The sequence below is a fragment of the Streptomyces sp. NPDC015125 genome (assembly GCF_043080045.1).
Lineage (GTDB): Bacteria > Actinomycetota > Actinomycetes > Streptomycetales > Streptomycetaceae > Streptomyces.
Map to the genome: position 1 here is coordinate 46,295 of NZ_JBIBVF010000021.1, position 24,092 is coordinate 70,386.

The following is a 24,092-nucleotide window of genomic DNA, read 5'->3' on the forward strand; positions in this document are numbered from 1 at the left end:
CCTGCGCGCGGCACCCACGTCGTCCCGTCCGGCCTCCCGCGTCCGTTCACCGCACGACCCCCATCCGGCGCTCCAGCACCCGGAAGGCGCCGCTGATGGCGAAGGTGATGACGAGGTAGGCGAGCGCCGTCCACAGGAAGATCCAGGCGATCGGATACCCCTTGTCGTTGAGCAGCTTGGAGACGTTGAACAACTCGCCGTAGCCGAACGCTCCGGCGATGGCGGAGTTCTTCGTCAGCGCGATGAAGATGCTGCTGAGCGGTGCCAGTACGGTGCGCGTGGCCTGGGGGAGCACTATCTGGCGCAGCGTCTGGGAGAACGTCATGCCGATGCTGCGCGCGGCCTCCGCCTGGCCCAGCGGCACGGTGTTGATGCCGGACCGCACCGCCTCGCAGACGAAGGAGGAGGTGTAGAAGCCGAGGGCCAGGGTGGCCAGGATGTACGGGCTGGCGCCGCGGAAGAGCACCTGAGGGACGACGAAGAACGCGACCAGGAAGAGCAGCGTCAGCGGGGTGTTGCGCAGCACCGTGACCCAGGCCGTGCCGAAGGCGCGCAGCGGCGGGACCGGAGACACCCGGAAGCCGGCTATGGCAACGCCGAGGACCAGTGCGAGCAGCGCGCTGGACGCGGTGATCGCCAGGGTTCCGAGGAACCCGTCCCGGAACTCGGGCAGATAATCGAGGAGTACGTTCATGGGGTCTCCGCGGTAGCGGTCGGGTCGACGGCGGGAAGAGGGTCAACGGGGGCGGGCGCGGAAGACACCGCGCCCCGTACACCCGCCGCGGCGGGCGTACGGGGCGGCGCGGTCCGGTGGGCGGGGTGCCTCAGTCGCGCGGAAGCGGGGTCTCCGGGGCCTTGAAGGGCGAACCCGACTTGCCGAGCGTGCCCTTGTAGGCCTTCTCGTAGTCGCCGTTCTTGATGTGGTTCTCCAGCGCCGTGGTGACGGCGGTGCGCAGGGCCTTGTCGTCCTTGCGCATACCGACGCCGTAGGGCTCCTTGGTGAACGACTTGCCGACGACCCGGAGCTGGCTGGGGCGCTGTGCGGCGTAGCCCTTGAGGATCGCGTCGTCGGTGGTGACCGCGTCCACCTGGCCGTCCACGAGGTTCTTGACGCAGTCCGAGTACTTCGACTGCTCGCTGGTCTGCGCGCCGTACTTCGGCTTCTTGATCTCCTGCAGCGGAGTCGAGCCGACGATCGAGCAGACCTTCTTGCCCTTGAGGGACTCCGGGCCGGTGATCGACTTGTCGTCCTTGCGCACCAGGAGGTCCGCGCCGGCGGTGTAGTACGGGCCCGCGAAGCCGACCTGCTTCTTGCGTTCCTCGTTGATCGTGTAGGTGCCGACGTAGTAGTCGACCTGGCCGTGGGAGATGGTGGTCTCACGGACATTGGAGTCGATCGTCTTGTACTCGATCTGCTTCTCGGAGAAGCCCAGGTCGGCGGCGACCATCTTGGCGATCTCGATGTCGAAGCCGGAGTATTTGCCGGCGGTGTCCTTGAAACCCAGGAACGGCTGGTCGGCCTTCACACCGATGACGATCTTCTTGGCCTTCTGGGCCTTCTTCAGCACCGGGGAATCGGTCTTCGGTGCCGTGGCGACCTTGTAGGAGCCGCTGAAGACATCCCCGCCGGCCGGCTTGTCGCCCGCCGTTCCGGTGTCGCCGCCGCACGCAGTCGCCGTGGCCGCCAGCGCGAGCACCACCGCACCGGCCGCAGCCGTTTTACGAATCCTCATGGTGAACATCCTTTGGTTCAGCAGGTGTGGGCAATGACGGTGGCCCGACTGCGGCCTCAGTGGTGGAGGATCTTCGACAGGAAGTCCTTGGCGCGGTCGCTGCGCGGGTTGTTGAAGAACTGGTTCGGCTCAGCCTCTTCGACGATGCGGCCGTCCGCCATGAAGACGACCCGGTTCGCCGCGGAGCGCGCGAAGCCCATCTCATGAGTGACCACGATCATCGTCATGCCGTCCCGGGCGAGCTGCTGCATCACGTCCAGCACCTCGTTGATCATTTCCGGGTCCAGCGCGGACGTCGGCTCGTCGAACAGCATCACCTTCGGGTCCATCGCCAGCGCACGGGCGATCGCCACCCGCTGCTGCTGACCGCCGGAGAGCTGTGCGGGGTACTTGTCCGCCTGGGTGCCGACGCCGACCCGGTCGAGCAGGGCGCGGGCCTTCGTCATGGCGGCGGCCTTGTCCGTCCTGCGGACCTTGGTCTGCCCCAGCATCACGTTTTCGAGCACCGTCTTGTGCGCGAAGAGGTTGAAGGACTGGAAGACCATGCCCACGTCGGCGCGCAGCCGGGCCAGTTCCCGTCCCTCCTGTGGCAACGGCTTCCCGTCGATCGTGATGCTGCCGGTGTCTATGGTCTCCAGGCGGTTGATCGTGCGGCAGAGCGTCGACTTGCCCGAGCCCGAAGGCCCGATCACGACGACGACCTCGCCGCGGTGGATCGTCAGGTCGATGTCCTGGAGCACGTGCAGCGCGCCGAAGTGCTTGTTCACGTTGTCCAGCACGACCAGCTGGTCCGCTGCCGGTGCGGGACCCTCGGCGTTCTTGGTCACCGATACTTCGCTCATCGGCGTGTAGCTCCGTCCTCCTCGGTTGGGAGGACCCTAATGACGCCCTGCGACCAGCGTCATTACTTCTGAGGGGAACTTGAGGATAACGATCCGGCCGCAAACGGACACTCTGCGTCGAGCGGGGTGCCCGGAGGGCGACGCCGGCCCGGCGCCGCGGGCGTACCGGCTGGGTAACGGATGGCGTCCAGGAGGTGGCCTCCTCTTGACGCGCATGCCTCGTATCGCCGTAGATGCCCTGTGGCCCGTACACACGCACCCCGGGAGGAGGCCCGAATGAGACTGCTGCTCGTCGAGGACGACGATCATGTCGCCGCTGCCCTGTCCGCGGTGCTGGCCAAGCACGGCCTGTCCGTCGTCCATGCACGCAACGGCGAGGAGGCGCTCAAGGCCCTGCTGCCCGACCATGCGGAGCCGTTCGCGGTGGTGCTGCTCGATCTCGGGCTGCCCGACCAGGACGGCTTCGAGGTGTGCGGCCGGATCCGCAAGCTCTGCGCCATCCCCGTCATCATGGTCACCGCGCGCTCCGATGTGCGCTCCCGCATCCACGGCCTCAACCTCGGCGCCGACGACTATGTCGTCAAGCCGTACGACACCGGTGAGCTGCTGGCCCGTATCCATGCGGTGAGCCGGCGCACCGCGCCCGGCGGCGCCGAGCAGCCCGCCGACGAGGGTGTCCCCGGCGAGGCGCTGTATCTGGGCGCGGTCACCGTCGAACTCCCCACCCGCCAGGTGTCCGTGGACGGCGCCGCGGTCCCGCTCACCCGCAAGGAGTTCGACCTGCTGGCGCTGCTCGCCCAGCGACCCGGTGTGGTCTTCCGCCGGGAACAGATCATCAGCGAGGTGTGGCGCACGAGTTGGGAGGGCACCGGCCGGACCCTGGAGGTCCATATCGCCTCACTCCGCGCCAAGCTGCGGATGCCCGCCCTGATCGAGACGGTGCGCGGCGTCGGCTACCGCCTGGTCGTCCCGGCCGCCGGCGCGGGGCGGCGGCTGCCCGCCTCCCCGGCCTCCTGAAGGCCGCCGCTGCCACGTGCGCACCCGACTCCTCCCGCTCCTCATCGTCCTCATGGCCGGAGTGCTGCTTGCGCTGGGCATCCCGCTGGGCGTCATCACGGCCGGTGTGGAACAGCAGCGGGTGGTCGTCGACCGGATCGACGACGCCGCGCGCTTCGCCTCCCTCGCCCAGTTCGTCACCGCCCGCCCCGCCACGGACACCGAGAAGACCCCCGAGGAGGACGAGCGGCGCGCCACCCTGCGCAGCGAGCTCGCGCGCTACTACGGCCTCTACGGGATACGTGCCGGCGTCTTCTACCGCGATCACACCCCGATGGCCACCGCCCCGGCCGGTATGCCGGTGCCCCGCGACGGTGAGGGCGCCCAGGCCTTCCGCGAGGCGCTGGCGGGCCGTCGCAGCCATGATCCCCACCAGATCTGGCCCTGGGACGACACCGGCCGTATTCCGGTCGCCTCACCGGTGATCCGCGACGGCGATGTGGTCGCCGTCGTGATGACCGACTCGCCCACCGGACACCTGCGCTCCCGCGTCCTGCGCGGCTGGCTGCTGATCGCGGCCGGGGAGTGCGCGGCCATGCTCGTCGCCGTTGCCGCGGCCTTCCGTCTCACCGGCTGGGTGCTGCGGCCGGTACGGGTCCTGGACACGGCCAGCCACGACATCGCCACCGGCCGGATGAACGCCCGCGTGGCGGCCACCGCGGGCCCGCCCGAACTGCGCCGGCTGGCCCGCTCGTTCAACGAGATGGCCGACCACGTCGAGGACGTCCTGGAGCAGCAGCGGGCCTTCGTCGCCGACGCCTCGCACCAACTGCGCAACCCGCTGTCCGCGCTGCTGCTGCGCATCGAGCTGCTGGCCCTCGAACTCCCCGACGGCAACGCGGAGATCGCCTCGGTCCGCACCGAGGGCAAGCGGCTGGCCCGCGTCCTGGACGATCTGCTCGACCTCGCGCTTGCCGAACACACCGCCGCCGACCTCCAGCTCACCGATGTCGCGGCGCTGGCCGCCGAACGCGTCGACTCCTGGCGCCCGCTGGCCGACGACAAGGGCGTCCTCCTCACCTACGAAGGTCAGCGCGCCGTCACCGGCTGGGCCGATCCGGTCGCGCTGTCCAGCGCTCTGGACGCCGTCGTCGACAATGCCCTGAAGTTCACCCCGGAGGGCCGGCCGGTCACCGTCGGTGTCGCGCCGGAGGGTGAGCGCGTCCATGTCACCGTCGCCGACCGTGGCCCCGGCCTGACCGATGACGAACTCGCCCGGATCGGTGATCGCTTCTGGCGCAGCGGCCGCCACCAGAACGTCTCCGGCTCCGGGCTCGGTCTCTCGATCACCCGCGCCCTGCTCACCGCGGGCGGCGCCACCATCGCCTACGCCCCGCACCCGCCGCACGGGCTGAAGGTCACGGTCACCGTGCCGCGCACCGGACCGTGACGGGGCGCAGTGGCGGGGCGGCGCGCACGGCCTGTGGGGACTCCCCGGAACCTGTGCTACCGTGAACGGCGTTGCAGTTGTGGTACCCATGATGAACTTTGTGCGCGCCCGGAGGCTGGATGCCCCGGGCGTTCCTTGTTTCCCGGACCTGTTCCGGTGTGGGGCAATCATCTCGGCGACAAGGAGGCCGCGCAGTGTGGTCTCCGGCTTGCCCCATGAAGGAGAAAAACATGGCTTCCGGCACCGTCAAGTGGTTCAACTCGGAAAAGGGCTTCGGCTTCATCGAGCAGGACGGCGGCGGCCCCGACGTCTTCGCCCACTACTCGAACATCGCCGCCCAGGGCTTCCGTGAGCTCCTCGAGGGCCAGAAGGTCACCTTCGACGTGACCCAGGGCCCGAAGGGCCCGCAGGCGGAGAACATCGTCGCCGCCTGACGCTCTCGCGTCCCGTGATCGGGGCCCGCACCGGTCCGTCCGGTGCGGGCCCCGACCCGTTCGCGGACGCGGTTACCCCGCCGGGCGGCGGGGGAGAGCGCTTTCCGGAGACAGTGCTTCCGGCTCAGGCCCCCGGCCTCAGGGCTTCTGGGACAGGTAATAGCGCCGGGCGCCCTCGTGGAGCTCCAGCGGATCGGTGAACACCGCCGTCCGCAGATCCACCTTCTGCGCGGCATGGACCTGGCGCCCGATCCAGTCACGGCTGTCGATGACCGTACGGGTGATGCCCTGGGTCATCACCGGATCCTCCCGGTCCGTCGTGACCAGCAGATTCGCCACCGCGATCGTCTTCACCGCCTGCCCGTCCTGGGCCAGGGGATAGGCATCGGCGGGCAGCACCGCCGCCCGGTAGTAGCGGGTGCGCTCGCCCTGCCGGTGCAGCGCCGGGCTGAGATCACCGAGCGGGACCAGCCGCACCGGGAAGCGCTGGGCCAGGTGCTGCACGGCCGTCGTCGGCAGCCCGCCGGACCAGAAGAAGGCATCCAGTTTGTGCTGCTCCAGCAGCTTCGGCATCTGGTCGATGCCGACCCGCACCGGCTCGATGTCCTCGTGGAAGTCCAGCCCGGCCGCCTCCACCAGCCGCCGGGTGACCAGCTGTACCCCGGAGTCGTCGGTCCCCACCCCCACCCGCAGCCCCCGCAGATCCTTCGTCGAGCGCACCGCGGACTTCTTCGGCACCACCAGCTGCATGTAGTCGTCGTACAGCCGGGCGCAGGCCCGCAGCCGGTCCGCGCCCGGCTCGCCCCTGACCTCGTACGTGGCGACCGCATCGGCCGTCGCGATGGCGAAGTCGGCGCGCCCGGAGACCAGTTGCCGCAGATTGTCGATGGATCCCTCGCTGCGGGCCAGCCGCAGATCGACGTCCGGCAGGTCGTGGCCCAGATCCTGCTTGAGCAACTCCCCGTAGCGCGCATACACCCCGGTCGGCACGCCCGTCGCCAGCGTCAGCGGGCCACGGGGCACGGGCTCACCGCCCATCGCCAGCAGCCACCACAGCGCCAGTCCGAGGGCGACCAGTGCTGCGACCGCCGCCTGGAAGGCCCGGCGGCCGGTGCGGGAGAATGCTGTGACCATGGGCGGGATCCTGCCAGTACCGCGGCGGGAAAGGGAGGGGCAGGACCTCCTGACGGGAGGTGCGGCACCCGGGCGGGGCGCCCCGGTGTGCGACCGCCCTTTGCAGACGGCGCTTCGCGTAGCACGATCGATAGTGGAGGTTTCATCCTCCCGATCTCTCGACGTAGCGGGGACCCGGCACGTCTCCCACCGCGCGCCGACCGGCGTGCACCCACGCGATCCCTCCACCATGAGCGCACCGGCGCCGGTGCTCGACACCGCGGCCATGACGCGCCGGTGCGGGAAGCGAGCCCCCATGAAACCGCTGAAACCGCACACCGAGCCGCGGACGGATGTCCATGCCCGGCCCGACACCCTCCGCTCACCCCCGCTCGCCGCCGACCTGGGCCTGCTCCTCCTGCGCCTGACCGTGGGACTGATCCTGGCCGGACACGGCGCCCAGAAGCTCTTCGGGATCTTCGGCGGCCACGGCCTGGCCGCCACCGGCAAGGGCTTCGCCGCCCTCGGTTACCGCCCCGGCGAGGTCTTCGCCTGCCTCGCCGGAGTCTCGGAATTCCTCGGCGGCCTCGGCCTCGCCGTGGGACTGCTCACGCCCCTCGCGGCCGCCGCACTCATCGGCGTGATGATCAACGCCATGGCCATCTCGGCGCCCCGGGGGTTCTGGGCGATGACCGGCGGTATCGAATATCCCCTGACCATCGCCGTCGTCGCGCTGGCCGTCGCGGCCACCGGACCCGGCCGCTTCGCGCTCGACCGCCCCTTCCGCTGGGGGCACGGCGGCTTGCTCAGCGCGGCCTTTGCGCTGGTGGCGGGTGGTGTCGGCGCCGCCATCGTGCTGGCTCTGTGAGGCGGGCGGCCCGGGGCGCCGCACGTCCGGGGGCCGGATCCGGCCCGAAGACTCCGGGGCGGGAGGCACTTCCCGTACCGCCTACCCTTGTTGCATGACCAGCAGCGACCGGAGCCAGGCAGTGGGCGTGAACAAGAGTTACGAGATCCGCACCTACGGGTGCCAGATGAACGTCCACGACTCCGAGCGGTTGTCGGGCCTGCTGGAAGAGGCCGGCTACGTCCCCGCGCCCAAGGACGGCGAAGGCGCCGACGTGGTGGTCTTCAACACCTGCGCGGTGCGGGAGAACGCCGACAACCGGCTCTACGGCAACCTCGGCCAGCTCGCTCCGAAGAAGGCCGCGCGCCCCGGTATGCAGATCGCCGTGGGCGGCTGCCTGGCCCAGAAGGACCGCGACACCATCGTCAAGAAGGCCCCCTGGGTCGATGTGGTCTTCGGGACGCACAACATCGGCAAGCTGCCGGTGCTGCTGGAGCGTGCCCGCATCCAGGAAGAGGCGCAGGTCGAGATCGCCGAGTCGCTGGAGGCGTTCCCCTCGACCCTGCCCACCCGGCGCGAGAGCGCGTATGCCGCCTGGGTCTCCATCTCGGTGGGCTGCAACAACACCTGTACGTTCTGTATCGTCCCGGCGCTGCGCGGCAAGGAGAAGGACCGCCGGCCCGGCGACATCCTCGCCGAGATCGAGGCACTGGTCGCCGAAGGCGTCAGCGAGATCACCCTGCTCGGCCAGAACGTCAACGCCTACGGCTCCGACATCGGTGACCGCGAGGCCTTCAGCAAGCTGCTGCGCGCCTGCGGGCGGGTCGAGGGCCTGGAGCGGGTCCGTTTCACCTCCCCGCACCCCCGCGACTTCACCGACGACGTCATCGCCGCCATGGCCGAGACGCCCAACGTCATGCCCCAGCTCCACATGCCGCTGCAGTCCGGCTCGGACACCGTGCTCAAGGCGATGCGCCGCTCGTACCGCCAGGAGCGCTTCCTCGGCATCATCGAGAAGGTGCGCGCCGCGATGCCGGAAGCCGCCCTCTCCACGGACATCATCGTCGGCTTCCCGGGCGAGACCGAGGAGGACTTCGAGCAGACCCTGCACACGGTCCGCGAGTCCCGCTTCGCCCAGGCCTTCACCTTCCAGTACTCCAAGCGCCCCGGTACCCCGGCGGCCGACATGGCGGGGCAGATTCCCAAGGCCGTGGTCCAGGAGCGCTACGAGCGCCTGGTCGCCCTCCAGGAGGAGATCTCCTGGGAGGAGAACAAGAAGCAGGTCGGCCGCACCCTCGAGGTCCTGGTCGCCGAGGGCGAGGGCCGCAAGGACGGGGCGACCCACCGCCTGTCCGGCCGGGCCCCCGACAACCGTCTGGTGCACTTCACCCGCCCCGACGAGCCGGTCCGCCCCGGCGACACGGTGACCGTCGAGGTCACCTACGCCGCTCCGCACCACCTCCTGGCGGAGGGCCCGGCCAAGGCGGTCCGCCGTACCCGGGCCGGTGACGCCTGGGAGAAGCGCAACGCCGCCCCGGAAGAGAAGCCCAAGGGCGTGCTGCTGGGCCTGCCCACCATCGGCGCCCCGGCACCGAGCCCGGCGCCCACCGCCGGCTGCGGCTGCGACTGACCGGCTGCGACCGACCGGCCGCGACCGACGGGCCTCGTGCCGGTCGTCCTGCACTGCGCCCCGCAGGGCGCCACGTCCGGCCTCGCACCAGGGGCGTTACGCTGCGTGGCATGCTCGTAGCCGCCGCTGTCTGCCCCTGCCCGCCGCTCCTCGTCCCGGAGGTGGCCGCCGGGGCGGCGCCCGAACTCGATGCGCTGCGCGCCGCCTGCCTGGACGCGATCGGCGTGCTCGCCGCGGCCCGCCCCGACCGGCTGGTCGTCCTCGGCCCGGCCGACGAGGCCGGCCGGGGCCCGCACCCGCAGGGCGCCCTCGGCTCCTTCCGCGGCTTCGGGGTGGATCTGGAGGTGCGGCTGGGCGCCGCGAAGACCGTCCCGGAGCGGGAACTCCCGCCGTCGTTGTCGGTCGGCGCCTGGCTGCTGTCGCGTACGGACCGGGCCGACGCCCCCGTGGAGGCGCTGGGGGTGGCCGAGTCGCTGCCCCGCGACCGTGCACTGCCCATGGGCCGGGAGATCGCGGCATCCGCGCCCCGGGTGGCACTGCTGGTGATGGGCGACGGCAGCGCCTGCCGGACGGTGAAGGCGCCCGGCTACTTCGACGCGCGGGCCGAGGCCTTCGACGCCGCCGCGGCCCGCGCCCTGGGCACCGCCGACACCGAGGCGCTGGCCGCACTGGACGAGGAGCCGGCCGCCGCGCTCCAGGCGTCCGGACGGGCCTGCTGGCAGGTGCTGGCGGGCGCGGCCGAGGACGCGGGCCTGAGCGGGCGGCTGCTGTGCGAGGAGGCCCCGTACGGCGTGGGCTACTTCGTGGCGTCCTGGTCGTAGCGCGCACCGGGGCGGGTACGGCGACGGCCGCGAGGCACTGCGCCCCGCGGCCGTCGCGCTCCGTACGGTGAGCCGGGCGGACTACTGCCGTGCGCTCTCGCTGTCCGCGGCGGCCTGAGCCGACTGCTGCCGGGGGATTCCGGCGCTCTCGCCGGCCTTCTCGCCGGCCTTCTCCGCCGGCGGCTCGTCGTCGGCGGCCGCTCCGGCAACAGCCGCTCCGGTCGCTTCCGGGGCCGCCGGCTCGGGGGGCGCGGCGTGGCCGACGGCGCCCTCGTCCGCGCAGGAGTCCCCGGTGCAGGATTCCGCGGCCTCTCCGGCGGCATCGGCCTCCCCCGCGGCCGCCGGAACGACCGGCCCCGCCGGCTTCTCCACCGCTGCCACCGCCTCCGCCGACTCCTCCGCCTCCGCCGGCTTTTCCGCCTCCGCCGACTCCTCCGCCTCGGCCGTCACCGCCGCGGCCGTGTGCTCCTCCGCCGACGCTTCGGACTTACGGCGGCGAAACCGCGAAAACACGCCCATAACTGCTCCTACGCTCTTCAGATGGCGACATCCCTGCCGCCGGGGAACGGCCCCTTGCGCCGCCCGCGGGCGCCGGTGAGGCGCACCGGCTTCTCGGGACCTCGAACAGGCAACGACCCCATCGGTTGCCCGTCACGTCGCTCGTTCGGGACAGGGGTGCGATGTTTGCGAGACTGACGGGGTGAACACCGTCGTTCCCGCTCCGCGGGTCATCGCCGTCGTCGGTCCCACCGCGGCCGGAAAGTCCGATCTGGGCGTCGCGCTCGCACAGCACGTGGGGGGCGAGGTCATCAATGCCGACTCCATGCAGCTCTACCGCGGCATGGACATCGGCACCGCCAAACTCACGCCCGAGGAGCAGCAGGGCGTCCCGCACCGCCTCCTGGACATCTGGGACGTGACCTGCGCCGCCAGTGTCGCCGAGTACCAGCGGCTGGCCCGGGCCGAGATCGACCGGCTGCTCGCCGAGGGCCGCACCCCGGTCCTCGTCGGCGGCTCCGGTCTGTATGTACGCGGCGCGATCGACGCCCTCGACTTCCCCGGCACCGACCCGGAGGTGCGCGCCCGCCTGGAGGCCGAACTGGCCGCACAGGGCAGCGGCCCCCTCCATGCCCGGCTGGCCGCCGCCGACCCCGAGGCGGGCCGCGCGATCCTGGCGAGCAACGGCCGTCGCATCGTGCGCGCCCTGGAGGTCATCGAGATCACCGGCCGCCCCTTCACCGCCAACCTCCCCGGCCACGAAGCGGTCTACGACACCCTGCAGATCGGTGTCGATGTCGAGCGCCCCGAGCTCGACGAGCGGATCGCCCGACGGGTCGACCGCATGTGGGAGGCGGGCCTGGTCGACGAGGTGCGCCGACTGGAGGGCCAGGGGCTGCGTGAGGGCCGTACGGCCTCGCGGGCGCTCGGCTATCAGCAGGTGCTGGCCCAGCTTGCGGGGGAGTGCACCGAGCAGGAGGCGCGCGACGAGACGGTACGCGCCACCAAGCGTTTCGCGCGCCGCCAGGACTCGTGGTTCCGCCGGGACCCGCGGGTCCACTGGCTCAGCGGCGCCGCCGAGCACCGGGCGGAACTTCCCGGGCAGGCGCTGGCGTTGCTCGAACGACCGGTCACAGCCTGATCACGTCATGGCATCGGGACGCTCCGGCCGTCATCCGGGCCCCTGAGGGCGTGTCATCATCGACCTTCGATCGAGGCGTGCAGTCTGCAGTGGGGAGGGCGCGTGGCAATGGAGGCCGGCCCGCGCAACCGAGCGCAGCAACCGGACAGCGGCGCTGACCCGGCACCCCTGACCGACGACGGTCCGGACCCCGAAGACGGTCTGCCCGGCACCGAGGGCGCCGGCGCCGGACCGCTCACCGGCCCGGACACCCTGGACGACTCCGACGCCCCGGACTCCGGAGCCGACGGCCCCGGGGAGGGCGGCGAGTCCTTCCGGGAGCTGCGCCCGCCACCCCGGCTGCGGCTGTGGCAGCTGGCGCCGATCGTCGCCCTCGCCGCCCTCGGCTCGCTGATGTTCGCCTTCCCCCTCGCCTTCGAGCTCGGCGGCGACGGCAGTGCGATGATCGCGATGCTCGGCCTGCTGCTGTGCTGCTGCGCGGCCGGCTGGGGCATGATGGCCGCCCGCCGCGTCGGCCACACCTGGCCCGGCCTCCCGGTACGCGGCTCCGGCCGCCGCGCCGACTGGCGTGTGGTGCTGCTCTACGCCGTCGTGGTGGCGATCCCGGCCTCGCTGGCCATCTGGCGCGTGGCCCGGCTGCGCTGAACCCGCGGGGCTTCCCCTCCGCGGACGGCTCTTGACGGGGCCGTGCACGGGCGCGCACCCGGCCCCGTAAGGCCGATCCCCCCGGTGGCCCCGTACGATGCAGGGGTGACCAGCACGCAGCGCCTCGCCTACCTCAAGGGCCACGGCACCGAGAACGACTTTGTGATCGTCCCCGACCCGGACGGCCTCCTCGACCTGCCCGCGACCGCCGTCGCCAGGATCTGCGACCGACGGGCCGGACTCGGCGGCGACGGCGTGCTGCGCGTCGTCCGGTCCGCCGCGCACCCGGAGGCGCGAGACCAGGCCGACGAGGCCGAATGGTTCATGGACTACCGCAACGGCGACGGCTCGATCGCCGAGATGTGCGGCAACGGCGTCCGCGTCTTCGCGCGCTATCTGCTGCACGCCGGCCTGGTCGAGGCCGGTGACCTCGCCATCGCCACCCGCGCCGGCGTGCGCCGCGTCCACGTCGCCAAGACCGGTGATGTCACGGTCTCGATGGGCCGCGCCGAACTCTTCGAGGAGAGCGTCGTCGTCACCGTCGACGGCCGCAGCTGGCCGGCCCGGAACGTGAACATGGGCAATCCGCACGCCGTCGTCTTCGTCGACGACCTGGCCCACGCCGGCGACCTGCTGGCCGTGCCGCCGTTCAGCCCGGCGTCGGTTTATCCCGACGGCGTGAACATCGAGTTCGTCGCCGACCGCGGACCGCACCATGTGGCGATGCGGGTCCACGAGCGCGGCTCGGGCGAGACCCGCTCCTGCGGCACCGGCGCCTGTGCGGTCGCCGTCGCCACCGCCCGCAGGGACGGTCCGGCCCCCACGGAGACCGGCACACCCGCCACCTACACGGTCGATGTGCTCGGCGGCAGCCTCTCCATCACCGAGCTGCCCGACGGCACGGTCGAGATGACCGGACCGGCCGAGATCGTCGCCGAGGGCACCTTCGACCCCGCCTGGCTGGCCGCCGCGCTCGCCTGACGCGGCCTGCGACGTCCCGGGACCGGGCCGTGCACGGGGAACGGCTACGGCCGAAAGGTTCGCTCGAACGGGTGATCCGTATCACTCTGAGCGAGAGCCGGACAGCGCTGCGTGATGGGGTCGATAGCATCAAGCACCGGCCCGGACGTCCGAACTGACGCGTCCCACCGCCGGTCGACGCTGCCGGAGGTGCCCATGAGCGCAGAGGCCACAAACCCTGGTAACCCTGGAGCAGCGGGCCGCAAGCGCGGACGCCGCCGGCTGGAGCTCAGAGGGCTGCGCCGTATCGGCCGGGCCGCGCTGCTCGGACCCGCCCCGCGCGACGGCCTCCCGCACGCCCTGGAGCACGTCGCCAAGGTGCACCGCGGACACCACCCGGACGCCGATCTGGACACCCTCACCCGGGCCTATCTGCTCGCCGAGTCCTCGCACCGCGGCCAACTGCGCAAGAGCGGCGAGCCGTACATCACCCATCCGCTCGCGGTGACCCTCATCCTCGCCGAACTGGGCGCGGAAACCACGACCTTGACCGCCTCGCTGCTCCACGACACCGTCGAGGACACGGAAGTGACGCTGGATCAGGTGCGGGAGCGGTTCGGTGCGGAGGTCTGCTATCTGGTCGACGGCGTCACCAAATTGGAGAAGGTCGACTACGGCGCGGCCGCCGAGCCCGAGACCTTCCGCAAGATGCTGGTGGCGACCGGCAACGACGTCCGGGTGATGTCCATCAAGCTCGCCGACCGGCTGCACAACATGCGCACCCTCGGTGTGATGCGCCCCGAGAAGCAGGCCCGGATCGCCAAGGTGACCCGCGATGTGCTGATCCCGCTCGCCGAACGCCTCGGCGTCCAGGCGCTCAAGGCCGAGCTGGAGGACCTCGTCTTCGCGATCCTGCACCCCGAGGAGTACGCCACTACCCGGGCCCTGGTCATGGAGTACGCCGCCAGGCCCGACCCGCTCACCGCCCTCGCACAGCGGGTACGCACCGTCCTGGACGAGGCCGGTATCGGCGCCGAAGTCCTCGTCCGGCCCCGGCACTTCGTCTCGGTGCACCGCGTACGCCTCGCCCGCAGTGAGCCGACCGGCGCGGACCTCGGGCGGCTGCTGGTGCTGGTGGCGGAGGACGCCGACTGCTATGCCGTCCTCGGCGAGCTGCACACCTGCTTCACCCCGGTCGTCTCCGAGTTCAAGGACTTCATCGCGGCCCCCAAGTTCAACCTCTACCAGTCACTGCACACGGCGATCACCGGCCCGTCCGGGGAAATCGCCGAGACGCTGATCCGTACGCACCAGATGCACCGGGTCGCCGAGGCGGGGGTGATCGCGCTGGGCAACCCGTACGCCCCCACGGACGGCGCGGACGCCCCCGAGGGCGAGCGGGCCGACCCGACCCGCCCTGGATGGCTCTCCCGGCTGCTGGAGTGGCAGCGCACCACCCCCGACCCGGACACGTTCTGGACCTCGCTGCGCGACGACCTCGCCCAGGACCGGGAGATCACCGTCTTCTGCGCCGACGCCCCGTCGGACGGCTCGTCCGCCGTCACGGGCGGCGCCATCGGTCTGCCCGCCGGGGCGAGTTGCGTGGACGCCGCCTACGAACGGCACGGCGAGGTGGCGCACTGCTGCATCGGCGCCCGCGTCAACGGCCGGCTCGCCACCCTCTCCACCGTCCTGCACGACGGCGACAGCCTGCTGCTGCTGATGGCCCCGGACTCCGCGGCCGGTCCCTCGCCCGAATGGCTCGACCACGCCCGTACGCCCGCCGCCCGGCTCGCCATCGCCCGGTGGCTGGCCGGGCCGGGGGAGCCCGGCGCCCGCCCGGCGGGCGCCGGTGAGGGGCCCGTCGCGGCGCCCCCGGCCGACCGCCGGGCCGCGGGGCCCGACCGGCCCGGAGCGGACCCGGTGGCCCCCGCCTCGGTCCTGGTGGTGGCGGATCTGCCCGGTGCGGCGGTCCGGCTGGCGGGCTGCTGCACCCCGGTGCCGCCGGACACCGTCACCGGATTCGCCGTACGGGGCGGCACGGTCACCGTCCACCGCGCCCTGTGCCCCGCCGTGGCACGGATGGCGGCCACCGGCCGGCAGCCGGTCGGGGTGCGCTGGCGGGGCGCCGGCCAGGGGGGCCACGGCTGCCGGGTCACCCTCCTGGCCGAGGCCTTCAGCCGGCCGCACCTCCTGGCCGACCTCACCGAAGCCATCGCCTCCCAGGGCGCCGCCGTGGTGTCCGCAGCCGTCGAACCCCCGCGCGAACAGCGGGTCCGCCACACCTACACCCTGCATCTGCCGAACGCCGCCGGACTGCCGTCCCTGATGCGGGCCATGCGTCAAGTGCCCGGCGTCTTCGACGTGTTGCGAGCCGGCCGCTCCCGCCCGGCGGCGGCGCTGCGCCCCTGAACGGGGCCGGTTGGCCTACAGGGTGACGGTCCGTCGGAAGCCGCTCCGTCCGGCGGCGTAAGACGGACGCACGATCCGCCGCCCGTTCGGGTGCCGTTTGCCCTGTCACCCGCGGGGGAGGGGGCGGCGTTGGTAGCCGTAGTGCATGTCCCTTCCCCCGCGCCGCCCTTCAGGCGACCCCGATCGCCCCGTCCTCGCCCGTGCCCTGCCCCGCGACCCGAGCGGGCGGCTCCGTCGGACCGGCCGTCGGACCGGCCGCCGGGCCGCCGCCCTCGGGCTGGCCGCGCTCGCCACCCTCGGCATGGCCGAACCGATGTCCCTGGGGCCGCAAGGCCTCGGCGACCGGCTCTTCCCCCTGCTCGGCAACACCGGCTACGACGTCACCTCCTACGACGTCTCCCTGGACTACTCCGGCCACAACGACCGGCCGCTGAACGCCACCACCGTGATCACCGCCCGTGCCACCGCCGAGCTCGACCACGTCAACCTCGACTTCGCCCGCGGCACCGTACGCTCCGTGAAGATCGGCGGCCTGCCCGCCGTGCACCAGCAGCACGGCGAGGACCTGGTGCTCACCCCGGCCTTCCACGTTTCCAGCGGCCAGGAGGTGAAGATCGCCATCGAGCACACCAGCGAACCCCGCGGCAAGGGCGACGGCGGCTGGCTCCGTACCTCCGACGGTCTGGCGATGGCCAACCAGGCGGACGCCGCGCACCGCGTCTTCCCCTGTAACGACCACCCCTCCGACAAGGCGCTCTTCACCTTCCACATCACCGCACCGCAGGAACTGACCGCCGTCGCCAACGGACTGCCCCTGAGCCCCGGTGCCCGCGCCGGGCGCCGCACCTGGACCTATCGCACCACCCACCCCATGGCCACCGAACTCGCGCAGGTCTCCATCGGGAAGTCCAGCGTGGTGCTGCGGCACGGACCGCACGGTCTGCCCGTCCGCGATGTGGTCCCGACCGCGCACCGTCGGGCACTGGAGCCCTGGCTGGCGAAGACCCCGGCCCAGATCGCCTGGATGGAGCGCAAGGTCGGCCCCTTCCCCTTCGAGGCGTACGGGGTGCTGATCGCCAGCGCCCGGACCGGCTTCGAACTGGAGACCCAGACCCTCTCGCTCTTCGAGAAGGCCATGTTCACCACCGACCGGCTGCCCGCCTGGTACGTGGAGTCGGTGATGCTGCACGAGCTGGCCCACCAGTGGTTCGGCGACAGCGTCAGCCCGCGCCGCTGGTCCGACGTCTGGCTCAACGAGGCCCATGCCACCTGGTACGAGGCCCTTTACGCCCAGGAGCGGAGCAACGGCCGGGCCACCCTGGAAGCCCGTATGCGCCACGCCTACCAGGAGTCCGACGGCTGGCGCGCCGAGGGCGGGCCGCCCGCCGCGCCCAAGGCCCCGAGCGCGGGACAGAAGATCGGCATCTTCCGTCCCATCGTCTACGACGGCAGCGCGCTGGTCCTGTACGCCCTGCGGCAGAGGATCGGCACCGCCGCCTTCGACCGCCTGGAACGCACCTGGGTCGAGCGGCACCGCGACGGCGTGGCGGACACCGCCGACTTCGTGCAGCTGTCCTCCCAGGTCGCCGGGCAGGACCTCACCGTCTTCTTCCAGGACTGGCTCTACGGCGACCGGACTCCGCCGATGCCGGGGCATCCGGAGTGGCTGCACACGAGGCCTGCGGCAAAGCCCGGGCATCCCAAGGGGGCTGTCGCAAAGCTCGGGCACCCCAAGGGGGCGGGCGCCGGCCTAGGGCCCAAGGGAGCCGCTGTCGGACCCGGCCCCACCGGGGCGGCCGGCGGGACCCCCGCGCCCAGGGGAGCCGCCGCACACCCCGGAAAACCCGTGTGACGGCCTTCCCGGGGCGTGGGACCATCGTCGGGACGGCACCGTCCGGCCCGGGAATCTCCGGGACCGATCGGACGTTGAGAAGGACGATGGCTGCGGCAGCGCCGCGGCGGTCGCCGCACCACCGACAGTCCCGGCGGGAACACCAGGTCCCCGCGAGGGCTTACCGACGACGCAAAGGATCAAATGACCTCCTCTTCTTCCCTTCCGCAGGACCGGCAGCGCCTCCCCGAGAGCCTTCGGGCCAACGCCCTGATGGAAGAGGACGTCGCCTGGAGCCACGAGATCGACGGGGAGCGTGACGGCGACCAGTACGACCGTTCGGCCCGTGCCGCGCTACGCCGTGTAGCGGGTCTTTCCACCGAGCTCGAGGACGTCACCGAGGTCGAGTACCGGCAGCTCCGCCTGGAGCGGGTGGTGCTCGTCGGCGTCTGGACCTCCGGCACGGTCCAGGAGGCCGAGAACTCTCTCGCCGAGCTCTCCGCCCTCGCCGAGACCGCGGGCGCCATGGTGCTCGACGGCGTCATCCAGCGCCGCGACAAGCCCGACCCCGCCACGTACATCGGCTCGGGCAAGGCGCTGGAGCTGCGCGACATCGTGCTGGAATCCGGGGCGGACACCGTGGTCTGTGACGGTGAGCTCTCCCCGGGCCAGCTGATCCACCTCGAGGACGTCGTCAAGGTCAAGGTCGTCGACCGGACCGCCCTGATCCTCGACATCTTCGCCCAGCACGCCAAGTCCCGGGAGGGCAAGGCGCAGGTCTCGCTGGCGCAGATGCAGTACATGCTTCCTCGGCTGCGCGGCTGGGGCCAGTCGCTGTCCCGGCAGATGGGTGGCGGTGGCTCCGGTTCGGCGGGCGGCGGGATGGCCACCCGTGGTCCCGGTGAGACCAAGATCGAGACGGACCGGCGGCGGATCCGCGAGAAGATGGCAAAGATGCGCCGGGAGATCGCGGAGATGAAGACCGGCCGGGACATCAAGCGCCAGGAACGCCGGCGCCACAAGGTCCCCTCGGTCGCCATCGCCGGCTACACCAACGCCGGCAAGTCCTCGCTGCTCAACCGCCTCACCGGCGCCGGTGTCCTGGTGGAGAACGCCCTGTTCGCCACCCTGGACCCCACCGTCCGGCGGGCCGAGACGCCCAGCGGACGGCTCTACACCCTCGCCGACACCGTCGGCTTCGTCCGGCATCTGCCGCACCACCTCGTCGAGGCGTTCCGCTCCACGATGGAGGAGGTCGGCGAGTCCGATCTCATCCTGCACGTGGTCGACGGCTCGCATCCGGTGCCCGAGGAGCAGCTGGCCGCGGTGCGCGAGGTGATCCGCGACGTGGGCGCGACGGACGTGCCCGAGATCGTGGTCGTCAACAAGGCCGATGCGGCCGATCCACTGGTGCTCCAGCGACTGCTGCGCCAGGAGAAGCACGCCCTCGCGGTCTCGGCCCGTACGGGCCAGGGCCTGGACGAGCTGCTGGCCCTGCTCGACGAGGAACTCCCCCGGCCGCAGGTGGAGATCGAGGTGCTGGTGCCCTACACCCATGGCGCACTGGTCTCACGGGCCCACGCCGAGGGCGAGGTCATCTCCGAGGAGCACACCGCGGACGGCACGGTCCTCAAGGCACGGGTACACGAAGAGCTGGCCGCCGAGCTCCAGCGCTTCGTCCCCGCGGCGTAGCGGCCGGGCAGCCCGGACAGCACAAGGCCCGCCCCCGGGAGACCGGGGGCGGGCCTTTGCGCCACGCCCACGGGAAACCGAGGGCGCGGGCCTTGCGCGATGCCCGCAGGCGATGCGCGGGCGGCACCGTCCCCGGCACCACCCGCCTCACCCGCTTACTGCTTGGCGGCCCACTTCTTACTCATGGTGTCGAACATGCTCTTGGCCTCGGGACCCAGGTGGGGGCCGGCGGACCAGCGGGCCGGACGCGGCCCCATCGACATGTTGGAGATCAGTTCCGGCTTGCCGTCCTTGCCCTTGGCGAACCAGGGGCCGCCGGAGGAACCACCGGTCATGGTGCAGCCGATCCGGTACATGGTCGGCTTCTGGGCGTCCATCGACAGACGGGTCGGCTTGTCGGTGCACTGCTGCTCGGCCGCACCGTCGAAGGGCGGCTCCGCGGGGTAGCCCTGCGCGGTCAGGCTCGGGATCTTGGCCATCGCGGGCGCGTTGAAGTCGACCGCGTACGCACCGCCGGCCACCTCCTCCAGCGACTTGCCACCCGTGCTCTCCTCCGGCTTCACATGCATCAGCGCGAAGTCGTACGGAGCCATCGGCACACCCGGAACGGCGCCACCGGCCTTGATCCACTGCTGGGACGTCGCCATGTCGTCCGCCCACCACTTGCCCGACGGGACCCGGTCCTCGTAGGGCTTGCCCTTCAACTGGCCGGCGCTGCCACCGGTCTTGTTGAAGTTCGGCACGAACATCATGTTGCGGTACCAGCCGCCGCTCTTGCCGGCGTGCACACAGTGCGCCGCGGTCCACACGAGGTTGGACTTACCGGGGTGTGCGGGGTCCTTGACGACGGTGGCCGAGCAACGCGACCCGCCCTCGGGGGTGCTGAACAGCAGCAGGCCCACACCGGGAGCGGTCGAGGTGTACGGGGTCTTGACGGCCTGAGCCGGGACGGCGGCGGGCTCAGGGTCGGTCTTGCCCTGGTCCTCCGAGATGTCCTCGGGCTTGCTGGGGTCCTGGGGCGGCTTGACCTTGTCGATCTTGTCCTTGTCCCAGAAGTCCTTGATGATCGGGTTGATGAACTCCCCGGCCTCCCGGAGCCACTTGTCCCGGTTCCAGTTCTTCCACTCGCCGTTCTTCCACTTGTCCAGGTCGAAGCCGTGCTCCTTCAGCTTGTCCTGGATGTCCTGAGGAATCTTGAAGTCACCCCCGCCCGTGGAGTCCTGCGCCGCGGACTGGCCGGGCTTGGCGTCCGCGTTGTCGCTCTCGGGTCCGCAGCCGGTGGCGGTGAGTGCCACGACAGCGCTGAGGGCGGCGGCGGCCAGGACTGGCCGACGTATGGATCGCATGGGTGAGCTCCCCCTGGTGAATCCGGACTGAGCCGGTGTGGCTTGTTCGGTGTTGGACCGGTCTGTCTTTGTCATGAACCTCAAGATCCCGGCGCAACACCCCACTATGCCGGTGACGATGGGGACGGCGGTACTCGGGTCCCCGGTTCCACGCCATCAAGGATCTTGCCGACAACCGTGATCCCGGGTCGCCGCCGTCGTTGGTACGTACGGGGGACGTCCCGGGCTGCCCCAGCCCGCGCGGCACCAGCAGCTCACCAGCAGGAGGACACAACTGCCGTGGCGTTGACCGAAACCGTGCCGGCGGCCGTGCCGCCGGCCCATGAGGGGATCCTGCGGCGGCAGTCCCTGCGCGAGTCCGCCGCCCGTACCTACGCGCGCTCGCTGCCCATCGTCCCGGTGCGCGCCCGCGGGCTGACCATCGAGGGCGCCGACGGCAGGCGCTATCTCGACTGCCTCTCCGGCGCCGGCGCGCTGGCGCTCGGCCACAACCACCCGGTGGTGCTCGAAGCGATCCGGTCGGTCCTCGACTCCGGCGCGCCGCTGCACGTCCTCGACCTGGCCACCCCCGTCAAGGACGCCTTCACCACCGAGCTCTTCGCCACGCTGCCCGGGGAGTTGGCCGAAAAGGGGCGCATCCAGTTCTGCGGCCCGGCCGGCACGGACGCCGTCGAGGCCGCCTTCAAACTCGTCCGCACCGCGACCGGCCGGGACGGCCTGATGGCGTTCTCCGGCGCCTACCACGGCATGACCTCGGAGGCGCTCGCCGCGTCCGGGGGAGCCCGGCACACCAGCGTGGTCCGGCTGCCCTATCCGTACGACTACCGCTGCCCCTTCCAGACCGGCGGAGAGCGCGGCGCCGAGCTCTCCGCGCGCTGGACACAGAGCCTGCTCGACGACGACAAGAGCGGGGTGTCCTCTCCGGCCGGGATGATCCTGGAACCCGTCCAGGGCGAGGGCGGGGTGATCCCCGCGCCGGACGGCTGGCTGCGGCGGATGCGGGAGATCACCGCCGCCCGGCGGATCCCGCTGATCGTGGACGAGGTACAGACCGGTGTCGGCCGCACCGGCGCCTTCTGGGCGGTCGACCACAGCGGCATCGTGCCCGATGTGATCGTGCTGTCGAAGGCGATCGGCGGCAGCCTGCCGCTCGCCGTGATCGTCTACCGCGAGGAACTCGACGCCTGGCAGCCCGGTGCACACGCCGGCACCTTCCGCGGCAACCAGCTCGCCATGGCCGCCGGCGCCGCCACCCTCGCCTACGTCCGCACGAACGGCCTCGACCGGCGCGCCGCGGAACTCGGCGCCCGGATGCTCGACCGCCTCACCTCCCTCGCCGCCTCCCACGACTGCATCGGCGACGTCCGCGGCCGCGGACTGATGCTCGGCATCGAGCTCGTCGACCGCACCGCCGACGCCGACGCCACGGGCGCCCGACCCGCCGACCCGCAGCTCGCGGCGGCCGTCCAGCAGGCCTGCCTGGATCGCGGCCTGATCGTCGAACCGGTCGGCAGGCAGTCCGCCGTCGTCCGGCTGCTGCCACCCCTGACCATCACCGACGAACAGGCGGACGCCATCCTCGACCGCCTCGCCGACGCCCTCACGGCGGCGGTCCGCACCACCCCCGGGCCGACGGGCTCGTCCCCCACGACAATGCGAGGCACCTCCCCATGAACGAACGCCCCGGCCCCGACGGTGGCCAGCCCGCCGAGCGCGTCCCCGCCCACCAGGGCGCGGGCACGATCGAGTCGGTACCCCGCCAGCATCGGCGCGCCCCCGACGCCGCCTGCCACCAGCAGACTCACGAGGCCGCGGACCGGGCCGCCCCCGGCCCTTACGACCGCGCCCGGGTGTCCGGTGACCACGACCCCCTCGATCACCCGGACCCGGCGGTCGCCGCCGACGCCGCGGGCATCGAGCACCTGCTGCGCTGCTGGCTCCGGGAGAGCGGCACCCACCACCCTGCCGACGGCGGGGTGGTGATCCCCTTGCGTGCCGCCGCGGGCGCCCTGCACATCCCCGTCCGCTACTGGTCGCCCACGGGCTGGCACCGCCTGGGCGCCCCCACCCTGGAGGGCGCCCCGGCCGGGGCCGCCCCGCTGGACGCCGTCACCCTCGCCGCGCTGCTGCGCCGGGAGGCCGCATACGGCGACCGCCGGGCCTCCGACGGCGGCGAGCACCGGGTGGCGGACACCGACGAGCGGCCGGACCCGGACGGCGAGCGCCGGCAGGCACCGGACGGCGGCGGCGCCGAACTCGTCGGCCGGGTCGCCAACTCCGTACGCAATGTCGCCCTTTTCCTCACCGATCGCCGTGCCCGGCCCGCCGACGACCACGGCGCCCTCTTCCTCGAAGCCGAACAGTCCCTTCTGCTCGGCCACCCGCTGCACCCCACACCCAAGAGCCGTGAAGGACTCTCCGCGGCCGAGACCCGGGCCTATTCGCCCGAACTCCGCGGCGCCTTCCCGCTCCACTGGACCGCCGTGCACCGCTCCGTCCTGGCCGCCGACTCCGCCTGGACCGAACGCGGCAAGCCCGTACCGGCCGAGCAGCTCGCCAGGGGCCTCGCCGGGGACGGCCTCCGGCTCCCCGGCGACACCGTGCCGTTGCCGCTGCACCCCTGGCAGGCCAGGGAGCTCGCCGACCGCCCCGACATCGCCGCCCTCCGCGAGGCCGGCCTGCTGTACGACCTCGGCGCCCACGGCCCGCTCTGGCACCCCACCTCCTCCGTCCGGACGGTCTACCGTCCCGGCGCGAACGCCATGCTGAAGCTCTCCCTCGGGCTGCGCATCACCAACTCCCGCCGGGAGAACCTCCGCAAGGAACTGGCCCGCGGTGTCGAGGTGCACCGACTGCTGCGCACCGGCCTCGCCGAGCAGTGGCAGACCGTCCACCCCGGCTTCGACATCGTCCGCGACCCGGCCTATCTCGCCGTCGACGGCCCCGACGGCGCACCCGTCCAGGGGCTCGATGCGGTCATCCGCCACAACCCCTTCAGCACCACCGACGACGCCGTGTGCATCGCCGGCCTCACCTCCCTGCGGCCCTGGCCCGGCCGCTCGGGCGTGCGCTCCCGGCTCGAAGGCCTCGTCGGTACGCTCGGCGCGCGCACCGGCCGCCCCCTGGGGGCGGTGGCCACCGAGTGGTTCCTGCGCTACCTCGAAGCAGTCGTACGGCCCGTGCTGTGGCTCGACGGCACGGCCGGCATCGTGCTCGAAGCCCACCAGCAGAACACCGTGGTGCTGCTGGACCCCGACGGCTGGCCGGTGGGCGGCCGCTACCGCGACAACCAGGGCTACTACTTCCGCGCCTCCCGCCGCGCCGAGCTGGAGCGGCGGCTGCCCGGTATCGGCGCGGCCAGCGACAGCTTCGTCGCCGACGACGTCACCGACGAACGCTTCGCCTACTACCTCGGCATCAACAACGTCCTCGGCCTCATCGGAGCCTTCGGCTCCCAGCGCCTGGTCCGCGAGGAGATCCTGCTCGCCGCCTTCCGGCGATTCCTGGCCGATGCCGCCGCGGCCCCGCAGGCGCACCGCTCCCCGCTCCCGGAGCAGTTGCTCGCCGCCCGCACGCTGCGCTGCAAGGCCAACCTGGCGACCCGGCTGCACGGCCTGGACGAACTCGTCGGGCCGGTCGAAACCCAGTCCGTCTACGTCACCCTGCCCAACCCCCTCGCCCCGTAGCCGCCCACCGCAACC

The 24,092-nt window shown here is 72.1% G+C and carries 20 protein-coding genes; 14 read left to right on the forward strand and 6 right to left on the reverse strand.

Translation table 11 applies throughout. The features are described from left to right. Positions 1–46 precede the first annotated feature (46 nt). From ACF088_RS31975 to ACF088_RS31985, 3 genes are all read right to left on the reverse strand, one after another. Positions 47–694 carry an amino acid ABC transporter permease gene (locus ACF088_RS31975; protein ID WP_392379371.1) on the reverse strand — a complete coding sequence of 216 codons (648 nt, stop codon included), beginning with the start codon at positions 692–694 and terminating at the stop codon, positions 47–49. 130 nt (positions 695–824) lie between these two features. Beyond that, on the reverse strand, positions 825–1,733 hold the full coding sequence (locus ACF088_RS31980; protein ID WP_392379372.1) for a glutamate ABC transporter substrate-binding protein: 909 nt from the start codon (positions 1,731–1,733) through the stop codon (positions 825–827). A 56-nt stretch (positions 1,734–1,789) separates the two neighbouring features. Then, positions 1,790–2,575: an amino acid ABC transporter ATP-binding protein gene (locus ACF088_RS31985; protein ID WP_159469445.1), complete on the reverse strand. Its 786-nt coding sequence runs from the start codon at positions 2,573–2,575 to the stop codon at positions 1,790–1,792. Positions 2,576–2,851: 276 nt separating this feature from the next. Between ACF088_RS31985 and ACF088_RS31990 the strand changes: the two genes are divergently transcribed. From ACF088_RS31990 to ACF088_RS32000, 3 genes are all read left to right on the forward strand, one after another. Further along, positions 2,852–3,592 (forward strand): response regulator transcription factor, encoded by a 741-nt coding sequence (locus ACF088_RS31990; RefSeq protein ID WP_392379373.1) that lies wholly within the window; start codon positions 2,852–2,854, stop codon positions 3,590–3,592. Positions 3,593–3,608: 16 nt separating this feature from the next. Then, on the forward strand, positions 3,609–5,021 hold the full coding sequence (locus ACF088_RS31995; protein ID WP_392379374.1) for a sensor histidine kinase: 1,413 nt from the start codon (positions 3,609–3,611) through the stop codon (positions 5,019–5,021). 230 nt (positions 5,022–5,251) lie between these two features. Continuing rightward, entirely contained in the window at positions 5,252–5,455 is a 204-nt protein-coding gene (locus tag ACF088_RS32000) for a cold-shock protein (protein ID WP_006602702.1), read from the forward strand. A gap of 138 nt (positions 5,456–5,593) precedes the next feature. On the opposite strand, the gene ACF088_RS32005 is transcribed toward ACF088_RS32000, so the two are convergent. After that, positions 5,594–6,589, reverse strand: a complete 996-nt coding sequence (locus ACF088_RS32005) for a TAXI family TRAP transporter solute-binding subunit (protein WP_392379375.1) — start codon at positions 6,587–6,589, stop codon at positions 5,594–5,596. Positions 6,590–6,884: 295 nt separating this feature from the next. On the opposite strand from ACF088_RS32005, the gene ACF088_RS32010 reads away from it, so the two are divergent. From ACF088_RS32010 to ACF088_RS32020, 3 genes are all read left to right on the forward strand, one after another. Then, positions 6,885–7,436 (forward strand): DoxX family protein, encoded by a 552-nt coding sequence (locus ACF088_RS32010; protein WP_392379376.1) that lies wholly within the window; start codon positions 6,885–6,887, stop codon positions 7,434–7,436. A 94-nt stretch (positions 7,437–7,530) separates the two neighbouring features. Continuing rightward, on the forward strand, positions 7,531–9,045 hold the full coding sequence (gene miaB / locus ACF088_RS32015; protein ID WP_392379377.1) for a tRNA (N6-isopentenyl adenosine(37)-C2)-methylthiotransferase MiaB: 1,515 nt from the start codon (positions 7,531–7,533) through the stop codon (positions 9,043–9,045). Positions 9,046–9,155: 110 nt separating this feature from the next. Continuing rightward, positions 9,156–9,866 (forward strand): class III extradiol dioxygenase subunit B-like domain-containing protein, encoded by a 711-nt coding sequence (locus ACF088_RS32020; RefSeq protein WP_392379378.1) that lies wholly within the window; start codon positions 9,156–9,158, stop codon positions 9,864–9,866. An 81-nt stretch (positions 9,867–9,947) separates the two neighbouring features. On the opposite strand, the gene ACF088_RS32025 is transcribed toward ACF088_RS32020, so the two are convergent. Then, on the reverse strand, positions 9,948–10,385 hold the full coding sequence (locus tag ACF088_RS32025) for a hypothetical protein (RefSeq protein ID WP_392379379.1): 438 nt from the start codon (positions 10,383–10,385) through the stop codon (positions 9,948–9,950). A 181-nt stretch (positions 10,386–10,566) separates the two neighbouring features. Between ACF088_RS32025 and miaA the strand changes: the two genes are divergently transcribed. From miaA to hflX, 6 genes are all read left to right on the forward strand, one after another. Continuing rightward, positions 10,567–11,505, forward strand: coding sequence for a tRNA (adenosine(37)-N6)-dimethylallyltransferase MiaA (gene miaA / locus ACF088_RS32030; protein ID WP_392379380.1), 939 nt, complete (start codon positions 10,567–10,569; stop codon positions 11,503–11,505). Between the two features lie 108 nt (positions 11,506–11,613). Continuing rightward, positions 11,614–12,150 (forward strand): hypothetical protein, encoded by a 537-nt coding sequence (locus ACF088_RS32035; protein WP_392379456.1) that lies wholly within the window; start codon positions 11,614–11,616, stop codon positions 12,148–12,150. A gap of 105 nt (positions 12,151–12,255) precedes the next feature. After that, positions 12,256–13,131, forward strand: coding sequence for a diaminopimelate epimerase (gene dapF / locus ACF088_RS32040; protein ID WP_392379381.1), 876 nt, complete (start codon positions 12,256–12,258; stop codon positions 13,129–13,131). Positions 13,132–13,326: 195 nt separating this feature from the next. Beyond that, complete coding sequence (locus ACF088_RS32045; protein ID WP_392379382.1) at positions 13,327–15,522, forward strand: RelA/SpoT family protein; 2,196 nt, start codon at positions 13,327–13,329, stop codon at positions 15,520–15,522. A gap of 145 nt (positions 15,523–15,667) precedes the next feature. Further along, complete coding sequence (locus tag ACF088_RS32050; RefSeq protein WP_392379383.1) at positions 15,668–17,374, forward strand: M1 family metallopeptidase; 1,707 nt, start codon at positions 15,668–15,670, stop codon at positions 17,372–17,374. A 183-nt stretch (positions 17,375–17,557) separates the two neighbouring features. After that, positions 17,558–19,045 (forward strand): GTPase HflX, encoded by a 1,488-nt coding sequence (hflX, locus tag ACF088_RS32055; RefSeq protein ID WP_392379384.1) that lies wholly within the window; start codon positions 17,558–17,560, stop codon positions 19,043–19,045. A gap of 155 nt (positions 19,046–19,200) precedes the next feature. Here the strand turns inward: hflX and ACF088_RS32060 are convergent, their stop codons facing one another. Next, positions 19,201–20,391, reverse strand: a complete 1,191-nt coding sequence (locus tag ACF088_RS32060) for a trypsin-like serine peptidase (RefSeq protein ID WP_392379385.1) — start codon at positions 20,389–20,391, stop codon at positions 19,201–19,203. Between the two features lie 279 nt (positions 20,392–20,670). Between ACF088_RS32060 and ACF088_RS32065 the strand changes: the two genes are divergently transcribed. Together ACF088_RS32065 and ACF088_RS32070 are read left to right on the forward strand one after the other, a co-directional pair. Further along, the gene (locus ACF088_RS32065) at positions 20,671–22,065 is read left to right on the forward strand and encodes a diaminobutyrate--2-oxoglutarate transaminase family protein (protein WP_392379386.1); all 1,395 of its coding nucleotides are present in this window, start codon (positions 20,671–20,673) and stop codon (positions 22,063–22,065) included. Then, on the forward strand, positions 22,062–24,077 hold the full coding sequence (locus ACF088_RS32070; protein ID WP_392379387.1) for an IucA/IucC family protein: 2,016 nt from the start codon (positions 22,062–22,064) through the stop codon (positions 24,075–24,077). The genes ACF088_RS32065 and ACF088_RS32070 overlap by 4 nt, the downstream gene beginning before the upstream one ends. Positions 24,078–24,092: the final 15 nt, after the last annotated feature.

Coding starts and splice junctions, on each gene's coding strand:
- ACF088_RS32070 (WP_392379387.1), top strand. CDS start 22,062: ATGAACGAACGCCCCGGCCCCGACGGTGGCCAGCCCGCCGAGCGCGTC.
- ACF088_RS32045 (WP_392379382.1), top strand. CDS start 13,327: ATGAGCGCAGAGGCCACAAACCCTGGTAACCCTGGAGCAGCGGGCCGC.
- ACF088_RS32005 (WP_392379375.1), bottom strand. CDS start 6,589: ATGGTCACAGCATTCTCCCGCACCGGCCGCCGGGCCTTCCAGGCGGCG.
- ACF088_RS31980 (WP_392379372.1), bottom strand. CDS start 1,733: ATGAGGATTCGTAAAACGGCTGCGGCCGGTGCGGTGGTGCTCGCGCTG.
- ACF088_RS32050 (WP_392379383.1), top strand. CDS start 15,668: ATGTCCCTTCCCCCGCGCCGCCCTTCAGGCGACCCCGATCGCCCCGTC.
- ACF088_RS31975 (WP_392379371.1), bottom strand. CDS start 694: ATGAACGTACTCCTCGATTATCTGCCCGAGTTCCGGGACGGGTTCCTC.
- ACF088_RS32025 (WP_392379379.1), bottom strand. CDS start 10,385: ATGGGCGTGTTTTCGCGGTTTCGCCGCCGTAAGTCCGAAGCGTCGGCG.
- ACF088_RS32000 (WP_006602702.1), top strand. CDS start 5,252: ATGGCTTCCGGCACCGTCAAGTGGTTCAACTCGGAAAAGGGCTTCGGC.
- ACF088_RS32020 (WP_392379378.1), top strand. CDS start 9,156: ATGCTCGTAGCCGCCGCTGTCTGCCCCTGCCCGCCGCTCCTCGTCCCG.
- ACF088_RS31985 (WP_159469445.1), bottom strand. CDS start 2,575: ATGAGCGAAGTATCGGTGACCAAGAACGCCGAGGGTCCCGCACCGGCA.
- ACF088_RS32010 (WP_392379376.1), top strand. CDS start 6,885: ATGAAACCGCTGAAACCGCACACCGAGCCGCGGACGGATGTCCATGCC.
- hflX (WP_392379384.1), top strand. CDS start 17,558: ATGACCTCCTCTTCTTCCCTTCCGCAGGACCGGCAGCGCCTCCCCGAG.
- ACF088_RS32035 (WP_392379456.1), top strand. CDS start 11,614: ATGGAGGCCGGCCCGCGCAACCGAGCGCAGCAACCGGACAGCGGCGCT.
- ACF088_RS32060 (WP_392379385.1), bottom strand. CDS start 20,391: ATGCGATCCATACGTCGGCCAGTCCTGGCCGCCGCCGCCCTCAGCGCT.
- miaB (WP_392379377.1), top strand. CDS start 7,531: ATGACCAGCAGCGACCGGAGCCAGGCAGTGGGCGTGAACAAGAGTTAC.
- ACF088_RS31990 (WP_392379373.1), top strand. CDS start 2,852: ATGAGACTGCTGCTCGTCGAGGACGACGATCATGTCGCCGCTGCCCTG.